This window comes from Streptomyces sp. MB09-01 (genome assembly GCF_033794505.1).
Taxonomy (GTDB): Bacteria; Actinomycetota; Actinomycetes; order Streptomycetales; family Streptomycetaceae; genus Streptomyces.
In genome coordinates this window covers 22248-35774 of the sequence record NZ_JARAYQ010000062.1, presented here as the reverse complement: position 1 = coordinate 35774, position 13527 = coordinate 22248, and the positions used below count along the sequence as shown (strand labels likewise).

14 protein-coding genes are annotated in these 13527 nt (G+C 72.4%); 8 read left to right on the top strand and 6 right to left on the bottom strand.

Annotation, left to right across the window (positions count from 1 at the left end; translation table 11 throughout):
• Positions 1-125: 125 nt before the first annotated feature.
• Positions 126-692: a heme-binding protein gene (locus PV721_RS15685; protein ID WP_319724488.1), complete on the top strand. Its 567-nt coding sequence runs from the start codon at positions 126-128 to the stop codon at positions 690-692.
• A gap of 32 nt (positions 693-724) precedes the next feature.
• Entirely contained in the window at positions 725-2173 is a 1449-nt protein-coding gene (locus PV721_RS15680) for a M1 family metallopeptidase (protein WP_319724486.1), read from the top strand.
• Positions 2174-2185: 12 nt separating this feature from the next.
• On the opposite strand, the gene PV721_RS15675 is transcribed toward PV721_RS15680, so the two are convergent.
• The gene (locus tag PV721_RS15675; RefSeq protein WP_319724484.1) at positions 2186-2710 is read right to left on the bottom strand and encodes a GNAT family N-acetyltransferase; all 525 of its coding nucleotides are present in this window, start codon (positions 2708-2710) and stop codon (positions 2186-2188) included.
• A gap of 127 nt (positions 2711-2837) precedes the next feature.
• Positions 2838-3413: a TerD family protein gene (locus PV721_RS15670; protein ID WP_030718836.1), complete on the bottom strand. Its 576-nt coding sequence runs from the start codon at positions 3411-3413 to the stop codon at positions 2838-2840.
• Positions 3414-3555: 142 nt separating this feature from the next.
• Here PV721_RS15670 and arfB point away from each other — a divergent pair, with 142 nt between their 5' ends.
• A complete protein-coding gene (arfB, locus tag PV721_RS15665) occupies positions 3556-3981 on the top strand; it encodes an alternative ribosome rescue aminoacyl-tRNA hydrolase ArfB (RefSeq protein WP_319724481.1) in 426 nt (141 codons plus the stop codon).
• A gap of 20 nt (positions 3982-4001) precedes the next feature.
• Here the strand turns inward: arfB and PV721_RS15660 are convergent, their stop codons facing one another.
• Positions 4002-4571 carry a flavin reductase family protein gene (locus PV721_RS15660; protein ID WP_416371110.1) on the bottom strand — a complete coding sequence of 190 codons (570 nt, stop codon included), beginning with the start codon at positions 4569-4571 and terminating at the stop codon, positions 4002-4004.
• Positions 4572-4872: 301 nt separating this feature from the next.
• Here PV721_RS15660 and cdgB point away from each other — a divergent pair, with 301 nt between their 5' ends.
• Together cdgB and PV721_RS15650 are read left to right on the top strand one after the other, a co-directional pair.
• A complete protein-coding gene (gene cdgB / locus PV721_RS15655) occupies positions 4873-6612 on the top strand; it encodes a diguanylate cyclase CdgB (protein ID WP_319724479.1) in 1740 nt (579 codons plus the stop codon).
• A 68-nt stretch (positions 6613-6680) separates the two neighbouring features.
• Complete coding sequence (locus PV721_RS15650; RefSeq protein WP_319724477.1) at positions 6681-7697, top strand: CBM35 domain-containing protein; 1017 nt, start codon at positions 6681-6683, stop codon at positions 7695-7697.
• 3 nt (positions 7698-7700) lie between these two features.
• On the opposite strand, the gene PV721_RS15645 is transcribed toward PV721_RS15650, so the two are convergent.
• The 3 genes from PV721_RS15645 to PV721_RS15635 form a co-directional block, all read right to left on the bottom strand.
• Complete coding sequence (locus PV721_RS15645; protein ID WP_319724475.1) at positions 7701-8621, bottom strand: 1-phosphofructokinase family hexose kinase; 921 nt, start codon at positions 8619-8621, stop codon at positions 7701-7703.
• 99 nt (positions 8622-8720) lie between these two features.
• A complete protein-coding gene (gene nagA, locus PV721_RS15640; RefSeq protein WP_319724474.1) occupies positions 8721-9884 on the bottom strand; it encodes an N-acetylglucosamine-6-phosphate deacetylase in 1164 nt (387 codons plus the stop codon).
• The gene (locus PV721_RS15635; RefSeq protein ID WP_319724494.1) at positions 9884-10816 is read right to left on the bottom strand and encodes an ROK family protein; all 933 of its coding nucleotides are present in this window, start codon (positions 10814-10816) and stop codon (positions 9884-9886) included. Before PV721_RS15635 ends, nagA begins: the two co-directional genes overlap by 1 nt.
• Positions 10817-10992: 176 nt before the next feature.
• Between PV721_RS15635 and PV721_RS15630 the strand changes: the two genes are divergently transcribed.
• From PV721_RS15630 to otsB, 3 genes are all read left to right on the top strand, one after another.
• A complete protein-coding gene (locus PV721_RS15630; RefSeq protein ID WP_319724473.1) occupies positions 10993-12294 on the top strand; it encodes an ABC transporter substrate-binding protein in 1302 nt (433 codons plus the stop codon).
• Positions 12295-12362: 68 nt separating this feature from the next.
• On the top strand, positions 12363-12599 hold the full coding sequence (locus tag PV721_RS15625; RefSeq protein ID WP_319724471.1) for a DUF3263 domain-containing protein: 237 nt from the start codon (positions 12363-12365) through the stop codon (positions 12597-12599).
• 50 nt (positions 12600-12649) lie between these two features.
• Positions 12650-13498, top strand: a complete 849-nt coding sequence (otsB, locus tag PV721_RS15620) for a trehalose-phosphatase (protein ID WP_319724470.1) — start codon at positions 12650-12652, stop codon at positions 13496-13498.
• Positions 13499-13527: the final 29 nt, after the last annotated feature.

The window sequence follows — 13527 nt, the reverse complement described above, 5'->3', positions numbered from 1 at the left end:
TTTTCATTTTTTTGCTTTTTTTGTGGGTTTGGAATTTTTTTTAAGAGACAGGCAGTGAAGGAGCCGGTCCGACCGGCCCGGACCGACCCGATGCCGTCACCGTGTCACCGTTCTCAGGAGCAGAGATGAACACCCGCACCCGCGTCCTCACCGGTACCGCCCTCGCCGTCGCCCTGGGCGCCGGAGCCTTCGGCGCCGTGAGCGCCAGCGCCACCCCCGCCGACGACGCCGCTCCGGTCGCCGCCGCCGCGGTCGCCGGGAAGAAGGACGGCCCGAGCGACAAGAACTTCACCACCACGACGCACCTCACCGTCGACGCCGCCACCCGCGCCGCCCAGGCCGCGCTGCAGGCCGCGCAGGCCGAGAACCAGAAGGTCACGGTCGCGGTGGTGGACCGCAACGGCAACACCATCGTCACCCTGCGCGGCGACGGCGCCGGCCCCCAGTCCTACGACTCGGCGCAGCGCAAGGCCTTCACCGCCGTGTCCTGGAACGCCCCGACCTCGGTGCTCGTGGGCCGCCTCGCCCAGACCCCGAACCTGAAGGACATCCCCGGCACCCTCTTCCTCGGCGGCGGCACCCCGGTGCAGGCGAACGGCGCGCCCGTCGCGGGCATCGGCGTGGCCGGCGCCCCGAGCGGTGACCTGGACGAGAAGTTCGCCAAGGCCGGCGTCGACGCGCTCGGCAAGTAGCCCGCACGGGCAGCCCGCCTAGGATCGAGTGCGTGGAACACCGCGCGCTCTCCCGCCTCGCCGTCCCTGCCGTCGCCTCCCTCCTCGCCCTCACCACGGCGTGTACGGGAGGCACGGTGCAGGGGCGGCCGGGCGCGTCGGGGCTGCGCGACCCGTACTTCCCCAAGGCCGGCAACGGCGGCTACCAGGTCGACCATTACGCGCTGGACCTGGACTACGACCCGGCCGACGGCGAGCTGCACGGTACGGCCCTCATCACCGCCCGCGCCGGGCAGGGGCTCAGCTCGTTCAACCTCGACCTCAGCGGCCTGCACGTCGAGGGCGTGACCGTGCAGGGCGTCGGGGCCCGGTACAACCGGACCGGCAACGAGCTGACCGTGCGCCCGGCCGAGGACCTGAAGAAGGGCGAGGTCTTCCGTACGGAGGTCGAGTACGGCGGGAAGCCGAAGGCCCTCAGGGATCCGGACGGGTCCGAGGAGGGGTGGATCACCACCGAGGACGGCGGGGAGGGACGGGGCGGCGCGGCGGCACGGGCCGGCGCGGTCGGCGTCGGCGAGCCGGTCGGGTCGATGACCTGGTTCCCGGGCAACCACCACCCCAGCGACAAGGCCACCTACGACATCACGCTCACTGTCCCGCGCGGCTACGAGGCCGTGTCCAACGGGGAGCTTCGCTCCCGCACCGAAGGCGCGGACGGGCGGACCGCGTTCGCGTGGCACAGCCCGGAGCCGATGGCGAGCTATCTGGCCACCGCCGTCGTCGGCCCGTACAAGGTGACGACGGGTCGGACGCCGTCGGGGACCGGCCTCTACAACGCCGTGGCGCCCGGGGAGGCGGCCGCGAGCGCGGGCGCGCTCGCGCGGCTGCCGGAGATGGTGGAGTGGGGCAGCGGACGGTTCGGTCCGTACCCCTTCAGCACGGCGGGCGCGGTCGTGCTGCCGGCCGGGACCCTCGGCTACGCGCTGGAGACCCAGACCAGGCCCGTCTTCTCCGGTCCGCTCGAGGACGAGGAACTCCTCCTGCACGAGCTCGCCCACCAGTGGTTCGGCAACTCGGTGTCGCCGAAGTCCTGGAAGGACATGTGGCTCAACGAGGGCTTCGCGACCTACGCCGAGTGGCTGTGGGCCGAGGACCACGCAGGCCCCACCGCGCAGCAGCACTTCGAGGCGTTCCTGGCCGGCGACACGGCCGTCGACGAGGAGGCCGCCTCCGACTGGGACGCCTTCCCGCCGGCCTCCCCGCCCGGGCCCGGGGACATCTCCGAGAAGCCGGTGTACTACCGCGGTGCGATGGTCCTGCACCGGATCCGCCAGGAAGTGGGCGACGAGAAGTTCTTCGCCCTGGTGCGCGGGTGGGCCGCGGACCACCGGCACGGGAACGCGAGCACGGCCGACTTCACCGCCTACGCGCAGGAGAAGACGGGGCACGACCTGAAGAAGGTCTGGGACGTCTGGCTGTACGGCGAGGGCCGCCCCAAGTAGCCGGCCGGTCCTCTACGGGGCTTCGAGCGGCTTGCGCAGCACGGTGCAGTCGCGGCCGAGCTCGCGGTCCTCGGCCCGGCGCAGTTCGGCGTACCCCTGGGACCGCCAGAAGGCGAGGGCCTTGGGGTTGTTGTCCAGGACGGCGATCTGCACGCCCGTGCGTCCGGCGGCGCGGAAGCGGTCCTCGACCAGGGTGGCCACGGCGCGGCCGTATCCCTCGCGGTGCGCGGTGGCGTCGATGAGCAGCAGGCCGATCCACGGGTCGGTGCCGGCGGAGGCCGGGTCCGGGTGGTGGGCCAGGGTGGCGGCCAGGCCGACGAGGCGGCCGGCGGCACGGGCGAGGAGGACCTCGGCGCCCTCATGGGCGAGTTCGTCGGCGAGGGCGGCCGCGACCTGTTCGACGGTGATGCGGTCCGGGTCGGGGAAGTCGCCGCTGAGTTCGAAGAACGCGTGGTTCGTCGAGTAGAGGGCGGCGATTTCGGTGAGGACCGGGCCGGGGAGGGCGCCGCCGACGGGGACGAGCGGTTGGAGGATCACCTACCGAACGGTAGCGAAGCCCCCTCCCCGGACGGCCGGGAGGGGGCTTCGCCACCGCTGGTGTCCGCCCCGGCGATCAGCGCCCGGCTTGCAGGGCTGATCACCGGGGCGACCCGGGCTACCGGACTCAGACGTTGACGCCGAAGTCCTGCGCGATGCCCGTGAGGCCGGAGGCGTAACCCTGGCCGACCGCGCGGAACTTCCACTCGGCACCGTTGCGGTAGAGCTCGCCGAAGACCATGGCGGTCTCGGTCGCCGCGTCCTCGGAGAGGTCGTAGCGGGCGATCTCGGCGCCGCCGGCCTGGTTCACGACGCGGATGTACGCGTTGCGGACCTGGCCGAAGTTCTGGCTGCGGGCCTCGGCGTCGTAGATGGAGACCGGGAAGACGATCTTGTCGACGTCGGCCGGCAGGCCGGCGAGGTTGACGTTGATGGCCTCGTCGTCGCCCGCGCCCTCGCCGGTGCGGTTGTCACCGGTGTGGACGATGGTCTGGTCCGGGGTGGACTTGTTGTTGAAGAAGACGAAGTGGCCGTCGGAGACGACCTTGCCGGTCGGGTTGACCGCGATGGCCGAGGCGTCGAGGTCGAAGTCGACACCGGTGGTCGTACGGACGTCCCAGCCGAGGCCGACCGTGACGGCAGCGAGGCCGGGGGCCTCCTTCGTGAGCGAGACGTTGCCGCCCTTGGACAGGCTGACAGCCATGGGAATGTCCCTTTCCTCATCCAACATGCACGTACAGGCGGTCAAACTACCGCTGCCCCCTATAACGCGACGAGAGGCCTGTCGGGTTCCCGTCGTGAAATCTGAGTGACGGGGGCGGGTGCGGGCGCGGATCATAGGGGGCATGCCTGGTCCTTATGTCATCCGCGGTTCGGTCGTGCTCCCCGAGGGCGAGCTCGCCTGGCGCTTCTCGCGGTCCTCCGGGCCCGGCGGGCAGCACGTCAACACCTCCGACTCGCGGGTGGAGCTGATGTTCGACCTGGCGGCGACGAAGGCGCTGCCGGACGTGTGGAAGGAACGGGCGCTGGAACGGCTGGCGTCCCGCCTGGTGGGCGGGGTGGTGACCGTGCGGGCCTCCGAGCACCGCTCGCAGTTCCGCAACCGGGAGATGGCGCTGGTGCGGCTGGCTTCGCTGCTGGCGGAGGCGACGGCTCCGCCGCCGAGGCAGCGGCGGGCGACGAAGATTCCGCGGGGGATCAACGAGCGGCGGCTGCGGGAGAAGAAGGCGCGGGCCGAGACCAAGCGGGGGCGGACCGGGCGCGACTGGTAGTCGCCGCAGCCGGATCCGGCCTACTGGCCCAGGTGCCGGTAGCGGCCGCGGAAGTAGGTCAGGGGCTGGTGGTCCGGGGACGGCAGGGACGCCGTCAGGACGCGGCCGATGACCAGGGTGTGGTCGCCCGCCTCGACGCGGTTCTCGGTGCGGCACTCCAGGGTGGCCAGGGCGCCGGTCAGCAGGGGGGCGCCGGAGGCCTCGCCGCGTACGTACGGAAGGTCCGCGAAGAGCAGCCGGTCGCTGATGCGGCCCTTCATCGCGAAGCGGCCCGCGACCTGGAGCTGGTGGTCGGCGAGGACCGAGACCGCCCACAGGGGCTGCTCGGCGAGCAGGTCGTCCATCCGGGAGCCCTCGCGCAGGCTCACCAGGACCAGCGGCGGGTCCAGGGACACGGACATGAAGGCGGTCGCCGTCATGCCGACGTCCTCGCCGCGCGGGCCGTCCGCCGCCAGGGGGGTCTCGTGCGCGGTGATCAGGCACACGCCCGCCGCCAGTCGGGACATCGCGGCCCGGAACTCGTCATTGCTCACTCCCTCAGCATGCGGGTTTCCGTGGGGCGGGCGGGGCACGGGGGTCGTCTTCAGCACGGTGGAACGCTAATCTCGCCCTTCGCGCAGCACATCGGGCCCTGGTCCGAGTCGCGCCCCCGCCCCTTGGCCTAGGCCCCGGCGTATCGTTTGCTCTCGGGAATGTGGGGGAGCGCTCCCAGTTGCCACGAGCCCCACCACTCATCGTTTTTCATCTCATGTGACTTGAGTCACAGAGAGCAAGATTTGTTGACCCTGTGTACCTGCCGCACAGCTCACTGTGATTCAGTGGACGGGACACCGCAACGAAACGCCGATGACAAACCTGGAGTTGCTGTCGAGGTCTCGGGGAGAGCGAGCAATGGAGACCGAGTCGGAGCCGTACGTCCGTCTTGCGACCCTGCGGCAGCTGCACCGGGTGGTGGCCGATCTCAATACGGCCAGGAGCCTGGCGGACACTCTGCAGACCGTCGTGGACGGCATCGTCGTGGGCCTCGGCTACGAACTCGCCTGTGTCAACCTCGTACGCCCGGACGGTGATCTGGTCGTCGCCGCCTTCGCCGGAGACCCCGCCGCCGAGGCCCTCATCACCGGCCGAGTCGGCTCCCGCGCCTCCTGGGAACGCCGCCTGACGATGGGTGAGAACTGGGACGGCCTCCGGTTCATCCCGCACACCGAGGGCTGGATCCTCATGGAGGACGACGTCCCCCAGTGGCACACGGACGGCCCCGATCCGCGCTTCGAGGACGAGTGGCATCCCGAGGACCGGCTCTACGCCCCCATGTATGCGTCCGGCGGGGAACTTCTGGGTGTCATTTCGGTGGACAGACCGCGCAACGGGCGCCGGCCCGGCGCCTGGGGCCGCGAAGCGCTCCAGATGTACGCCTTCCAGGCCGCGATTGCGATCAGCAATGCGCGGCTGCGCGCGAACATGCAGCGGGCCCTGGTCCGGCTGGAGCGTGAACAGCAGGCACTGCGTGCCAGCGAGGAGTCCTTCCGGCAGGCCTTCGAGTACGCGCCCAGCGGGATGGCCATCGCCGAGATGGGCGGGGACCAGCACGGCCGGCTGCTGCGGACCAATGACGCCCTGTGCCGGCTGCTGGGCCGGCCGGCCTCCGTACTGCGCCGCTATTCCTTCTCCGACCTGGTCCACCCCGAGGACATCGGCACCCTGCTGCGCACCTCCGCCGAGGGCGGCCGCGCCGAGCTGCGCCTGGGCCGGCGCGACGGCACGTATGTATGGGTCTCGCTGCGCAACTCCGTCGTCGCCGACGCCGCCGACGGGCCCCGGTTCCTCCTCACGCACGTCGAGGACATCGAGGAGCGCAAACGGCACGAGCTCCAGCTCGCCCACCGGGCCAGCCACGACTCGCTGACCGGCCTGCCCAACAGCGCCGAGCTGCGGTCCCGGCTCGGCGCGCGGCTGTGCCGCAGGCCCCAGTCCGTGCGCGCCACCGCGGTCGAGGCACTGGACGCGGCCTTCGAGGGGCGCGACGGACACGACGGGCGCGTGGTGCACGACGGCCACGAGGTGCGTGCGGAGGCGGGTGGTGCCGGTGAGCACGGCTTTCAGCCCGACGGACCCGATCGGTACACGGGCTCCGATCCCTTCGACTTCCCCGGGGCGCCGGCCGCGGCGGCGGACGGCCCGTACGACCACCACGTGCACACGGTGGCGCCCGCCACAGACATCGACGACGGGACGAAGGGGCTCGCGGTGCTCTTCTGCGACCTCGACGGCTTCAAGTCGATCAACGACCGGTTCGGGCACCACACGGGCGACGCGGTCCTGATCGAGGTCGCCCGGCGGCTGACGAGGGGCGTCAGGGACGGTGACACCGTCGCTCGGCTGGGTGGTGACGAATTCGTCGTCCTTGCCGACGGTCTGGGTGCGGCGGACGCCGCCGATCTTGCCGTCCGGCTGCGCAACGCGATCATCCCGCCGATCCGGGTAGACGGCCGCGCGGTCCGTGTCGGAGCCAGTTTCGGCATCGGCTGGGCGAGCTGCGGGATGTCGGCGGACGAGGTGCTGCGCTCCGCCGACCAGCGGATGTACATCGAGAAGCGGTCCCGCTCCAAGGCGCACCGCAGGGCCGGCTGAGGCGGTCCGTCGCCCGTGGGCGCACCTGTTCGGGGTAGGCTCCCGGGGGTCGAAAGGAGTGACCTGCGATGACGACGCCCGCGAACAACGGCCCGCACGGTGGGGCGAACAAGCCCGAGGACGACGATCCGTTCGGCTATCTCTACGCGGACGGCCAGGCCGCCGGAGCCACACCGCCAGGTCAGGGCGGCGCATACGGCTACCCGGGGCCCGCGGCAGGCGGTCCTTCCGGCGCGCAGCCCGGCGTTCCCCGCACCTCCCACCACCAGGTGCGGACGGTCGGCGAGCGCCGCAACGGCGGCACGCGCGGTCAGGTGCCCGCGCAGCAGCCGGCCTACCAGGCCCAGTACCAGGCCCCGGAGGCGCTCCAGGCGGGCGGCTACGGCGTTCCGCAGCAGCCGCAGGCCCCGCAGCACCAGACCCAGACGATCGCGCACTCCGGCGGCCACGGCGGCGGTGGCGGCTCCAGCCGTCGCGGTCTGCTGATCGCCGCCGTCGCGGTGGTCGGCGCGGTCGTGATCGGCATCGGCGCCGCCCTGGCCTTCGGTGACAAGGACAAGGACAAGAAGGGCAAGGACGAGGCGAACGGCGGCCAGCAGTCGGCGGCCCCGCAGAACCCCTCGCCCGCGCCCCCGAGCGGCTCTCCGGCGCCCTCCCAGGCCCAGCTGCCCAAGGGCGAGGCGGCCGGCGCGGGCATGTCCATCACGGGCGGCGCGGCCCTGGACAGCACCATTCCGGGGGCGAAGAGCTCGGGCGGCCAGTACGTCGGCGGGTTCAACCGCCCCGGCGCGGCCGTGACCTGGACCCTGGACGTCCCCAAGGCCGGCAAGTACAGGTTCTACGTGCGCTTCGGCATCCCGGGTGAGGACGCCAACGGCACCCTCACCGTCAACGGCAAGCCGAACGAGTCGCCGATCAGCATGCGCAACTTCGCCAAGTCGCCCAAGGGCGACTGGGAGAAGGGCTGGCAGACGACCTGGGGCCAGGTGAACCTCGAGAAGGGCACCAACACGATCAAGCTGTCGTGCGAGGCCGGCAACAGCTGCAACGTCAACATCGACCAGCTGTGGCTCGAGAACTTCTAGGACCTAACCGGCCGTCGTGACCTTCACCGACCCCCGTACCTCCTCGTAGGTGCGGGGGTCGAACTCTCCCGCCACCGGTGCGAGGACCGTGGCGGCGGACAGGGCGACCGCGCGGGTGAGCCGGTCCGGCCAGTCCGCCCCCTCCACCAGGGCCGACAGCAGGCCGGCGACGGCGGAATCGCCGGCTCCGGTCGGGTTGCCGGGCAGGACGCGCGGCGGGGCCGCCTGCCAGGTGCCCTCGGCGGTGGCGGCCAGCAGGCCGTCCGGGCCCAGCGAGGTGACCACGGCGTGCGCGCCCCGGCGGCGGGCGTCGCGGGTGGCGGGCAGCGGGTCGCGGGATCCGGTGAGCTCGGCCAGCTCGGCGGCGTTCGGCTTGATGATCTCGGGCCGGGCGGCGACCCCGCGGCGCAGGGCCTCGCCGCTGGTGTCCAGGAGGACGGGGACCCCGGCCGCGCGGGCCGCCCGTACGAGGACCGCGTACGCGCCGACCGGCACGCCCGGCGGGAGGCTGCCGCACAGGGCCACGGCGCGGGCGCCGCGGACGAGCTCCCCGTACTGCGCGAGGAACCGGGACCACTCGGCGGACGTGATCAGCGGGCCCGGCTCGTTGAACTGGGTGGTGTCGCCGGAGGACTCGTCGACCACGGCCAGGGTGCGGCGGCTGCCGGCCTCGCAGGGCACCAGGGCGTCCACCACCCGCGGGGAGCGCGCGAGCAGTTCGTGCACGACGGAGCCGACCGGACCGCCCGCGAAGCCCGTCGCCGTCACCTCGTGGCCGAGCGCGGCCAGGACGCGGGCGACGTTGATCCCCTTGCCGCCGGCGCGCTCGGTGACGGCGGCGACCCGGTGCGAGGCGTGCGGGAGCAGCCTCGGCACGCGGTACGTGACGTCGAGTGCGGTGTTGAGCGTCACGGTCAGGATCATGGGCACCCCCGGGTCTGTTGCTGCCGGGATCATGCCAAACGCGAGGCGGTCGGCCCAGCCCTCGGGCCGACCGCCTTCGCAGGTACAGCCGCTCGGCCGTCAGATCGCCGCCGCGGCGAGGGGGCTGACGACCCATTCGCCGCGCCGCATGACGCCCTTGACGTCGAAGGCGGCGTCCAGGACGACGAGGTCCGCGTACTTGCCGGGCTCCAGCGAGCCGATCTCGTCGTACAGGCCGATGAGCTTGGCCGGGTTGGCGGAGATCGCCTGGACCACGGACTCCACCGGCAGCCTGTCGAGGGTCACCGAGCGCTTGAAGGCGGTGTCCAGGGTCAGCGTGGAACCGGCGATGGAACCGCCCTCCACGAGCCGGGCCACGCCCTCCTTGACCTCGACCTCCAGCGGGCCGAGGTGGTAGGTCCCGTCGCCGAAGCCGGCGGCGTCCATCGCGTCGGTGATCAGTGCCACGCGGTGCGCGCCGGCGTGGTGGAAGGCCAGTTCCAGGGCGGCCGGGTGCAGGTGGGTGCCGTCGTTGATCAGCTCGACGGTGATCCGTTCGTCCTCCAGCAGCGCGGCGATCGGGCCGGGTTCGCGGTGCGCGAGGGGCGGCATCGCGTTGAAGAGGTGGGTGGCCACGGTCGCGCCCGCGTCGATGGCGGCGCGCGTCTGCTCGTACGTGGCGTCCGTGTGCCCGATCGCGGCGATCACCCCGTGCTCGGCCAGCAGCCGTACGGAGTCCAGGCCGCCCGGGAGTTCGGTGGCGAGGGTGAACATGCGGGCGGCGCCGTGCGCGGCGTCGATCAGCTTGCGGACCTCGGCCGGGTCGGGGTCGCGGAGCAGGTCCTCCTTGTGCGCGCCCTTGCGGCAGGGGTTGATGAACGGGCCCTCGAAGTGGATGCCCGCGATCTCGCCCTGCTGGGTGAGCTCGGCGAGCAGCCCGGCGCGCCGGGCCAGTTCGTCCAGGTCGCCGGTGACGGTGGAGGCGATCAGGGTGGTGGTGCCGTGCTCGCGGTGGGTGCGGACGCCCCGGAGGACGTCCTCGGCGGTGCCGGAGGTGAAGGAGGCGCCGCCGCCGCCGTGGTTGTGCATGTCCACGAAGCCGGGGACGATCCAGTGCCCGGAGAGGTCCACGGTCCGCGATTCCTCGTGGGCGCTGCCGGCGATGCGGTCGCCGTCGACGATGACCCGGCCGTTGGCCACGGTTCCGGTGGGCAGCACCACCCTGGCGCCGGAGAGAACGGTGCTGTGTGCGCTTCCGGACATCAGGCAGGTACCTCCGTGGCGAGTAGGTCCCAGGCGAGCAGCCCTGCGCCCAGGCAGCCGGCGGTGTCCCCGAGGGCCGCCGGCACGATGTGGGGGAGCCGCTGGAACGTCACGCGCTCCTCCACGGCCGTCCGTAGTGGTGTGAACAAGGTTTCCCCCGCCTCGGCCAGCCCGCCACCGATGATCAGCGTGCGCGGGTCCAGCAGGGTGATCGCGGTGACCAGCCCGTCGGCGAGGGCGCCGACGGCGGCCAGCCAGACCTCCCGGGCGCGGGCGTCGCCGTCCTCGACGGCCTCGGCGCAGTCCGCGGCGTCCGCGTCCGGGTCGCCGCAGGCGGCCGCCCAGGCGCGGCTGACCGCGGAGGCGGAGGCGAGGGTCTCCAGGCAGCCGTGCTGGCCGCAGCCGCAGGCGGGGCCGCCCGGGCGTACCACGATGTGCCCGATCTCGCCCGCGTAGCCGTGGGCGCCGGCCTCGATGCGGCCGGCGATGCCGATGGCGCCGGCGATGCCGGTGCCGAGGGGCACGAAGAGGAACCGGTCGGCGCCTCGGCCGGCGCCGATGCGGCCCTCCGCGAGTCCGCCCGTGCGCACGTCGTGGCCGAGGGCCACCGGGATGCCGCCGAGACGTCTGCTGAGCAGGGCGCGCATCGGGACGTCCCGCCAGCCCAGGTTCGCCGCGTAGACGGCGATCCCGTTCTCGGCGTCGACGATGCCGGGGACGGCGACTCCGGCGGCGGAGGCGGTCCGTCCGAAGCGTTCCCGGCCGGTGTCGAGCAGCTCGGTGGCGAAGTCCTGGATCGTCTCGACGACGGCGTCGGGGCCCCGGTCGCGGCCGGTGGCCCGGCGCGCTTCGTGGAGCAGGGTGCCGTCGTCGGCGACGAGGGCGGCCTTCATCCCGGTGCCGCCCACATCGAGGGCGATGACGTGTTTCACGGGTTTCACAGAGACAGTCTCGCGTGCTCGGCGGGGAAAGGTCTAGTCCATTGAGGGGGATTGTTGAGTGGCCATACAAATCCGGGGCCCTGGTCGGGATCCCGATGTGGAGGAGCCGCCAAAGTGGTGTAGACCTTACGTGGATCGTACGTACAACAAGGGGTGGATCGAGAACTGTGAAGGGCCGTTACCTGAGCCTGGCCGCGTCCGGCGCCGCGCTGTGCCTGACTGCCGTGACGCTGACGGGCTGCGGAGCCATCGGCGGACTCACCGGAGACAACGAGGTGACCCTGCGGGTCGTGGCGGCCGACTACGGGGACAATCCGCAGAACTCCTCGGCCGGGTACTGGAAGGGCCTCGCCGACGCCTTCGAGAAGGACCACCCAGGCGTCAAGGTCGAGGTCTCCGTCTACTCGTGGTCCGAGGTCGACGCCAAGGTCGCCGACATGGTCAAGGCCGGCAAGGCCCCCGACATCGCCCAGATCGGCGCCTACGCCGACTACGCGGCCGCCGGCAAGCTCTACTCGGCGGCGGAGCTGCTCTCCGTGAAGACCGAGGCCGACTTCCTCGCACCGCTCGCGGACGCGGGCAAGGTCAAGCAGGTCCAGTACGGGCTGCCCTTCGTGTCGAGCACCCGGCTGCTCTTCTACAACGAGAAGCTGCTGTCCGACGCGGGCGTGATCGGCAAGGACGCCAAGGCCGGCTGGCAGCCGAAGAGCTGGGCGGACCTGGAGGCGGCGGCCAAGAAGCTCAAGGGCGCGGGCGTGCCCACCCCCTTCGCGCTGCCGCTGGGCCGCGAAGAGGCGCAGGCCGAGACGATGATGTGGATGCTCTCGGGCGGCGGTGGCTACACCGACAACGAAGAGCAGTACTCCATCGACTCCGCCGACAACGTCAAGGCGCTGGAGTTCCTGCGGGACAAGATGGTCGGCCAGGGGCTGACCGGACCCGTCGAGCCGGGGAAGCTGGACCGGCAGGCCGCCTTCGACGCCTTCACCAAGGGGGAGGTCGGCATGCTCAACGGACACCCGTCGCTGATGAAGCAGGCCGAGGCCAAGGGCGTGAAGTTCGGCATGGTGCCGCTGCCGACCGCCACCGGGTCCGAGGAGCCGGCCATGGGCGTCGCGGACTGGGTCATGGCCTTCAAGAACGGCCACCGCGAGCAGTCCGGGAAGTTCCTGGACTTCATGTACCAGCCGAAGAACGTGGCGGCCTTCACGGACCGGTACGACCTGCTGCCGGCCACCACCAGCGGCTACCAGGCCAAGCAGGCCGCCACGAGCGGCCAGGCGGCCAAGCTGAAGCCCTTCCTGACGGCGCTGCCCGGCTCGCGGCTGTACCCGGTCGGCAAGGAGTCCTGGGCGGACGTCAGCGAGGACATCAAGCAGAACATAGGCAAGACCGTCCAGCCGGGCGGACAGCCGGCGAAGGTCCTGGAGGGGATCGCCACGACGGCGCGGGCGGCGGACCCGAGGTAGCGCCGGTCGGGTGCGGCCGGGCCGATGGCGGCGGGGCCGCTGTCGGCGGGCGGCGTTAATCTGGCGGTATGACGGACGACGGGCAGCTGACGGCCACGGAGGCCGCGGTGCTCGCGTACGAGGGACGCACCTGGCCCGGGCCCGGAGCCAAGGAACGGGCCATACGGGAAGGGCTGGGGATGACCCCCGTCCGCTACTACCAGCTGCTCAACGCGCTGATGGACGACCCGCGGGCGCTGGCCCACGCACCGGGCACGATCAACCGCCTGCGGCGCATCCGCGAGGCCCAGCGGGCCCGGCGTTAGCCCCGTTCGTGCCATAGCCGTCGCCGGGCCGGGCCGTTAGGGTCGTGCGTATGGGGAGCCATGCGCACGATCTGCCGATGCCCGTCACCGCAGCCGGACGCGAGGGACTCGAAGCCCTGCTCCGCGCACCCCGCCGGTCCGTGGTCGCCCTGGACTTCGACGGCACCCTCGCCGACATCGTCCCGGACCCGGACCAGGCCCGAGCCCACCCGGGAGCCGTCCCGGCCCTCTCCGCGCTCGCCCCCGAGGTCGCCTCGGTCGCCGTGATCACCGGCCGGCCGGCGGGCGTCGCCGTCCGCTACGGGGGCTTCGCCGGGGTCCCCGGCCTGGAACACCTCGTCGTCCTCGGCCACTACGGGGCGGAGCGCTGGGACGCGGTCACGGGGATCGTGCACGCCCCGGCCGAGCACCCCGGGGTGGCGGCGGTACGGGCCGAGCTGCCGGGGTTCCTCGAATCGATCGGGGCCTGGCGGGGCACCTGGATCGAGGAGAAGGGCCGGGCGCTGGCCGTGCACACCCGGCGGGCCGCGGACCCCGCGGCGGCCTTCGCGGCCCTGCGCGAGCCGCTGACGGAGCTGGCGGCGCGGCACGGGCTGATGGTGGAGCCGGGCCGGGCCGTCCTGGAGCTCCGACCCCCGGGCATGGACAAGGGCGTCGCCCTGACGGAGTTCCTGGCGGAGCGGGACGCGGAGGCGGTGCTGTACGCGGGCGACGACCTGGGTGACCTGGCGGCGTACTCGGCGGTCGAAAAACGCCGGGCCGACGGCTTGCCGGGCCTCCTGATCTGCAGCGGCTCCGCCGAGGTTCCCGAGCTCGCCGGGCGGGCCGACCTGGTCCTGGCCGGACCCGGCGAGGTGGTCACCTTCCTGGCCGCCCTGGCCGAGGCCGCGCGAGCCTGAAAAGACCGGGGCGGAGCCCCAGCAGGCGG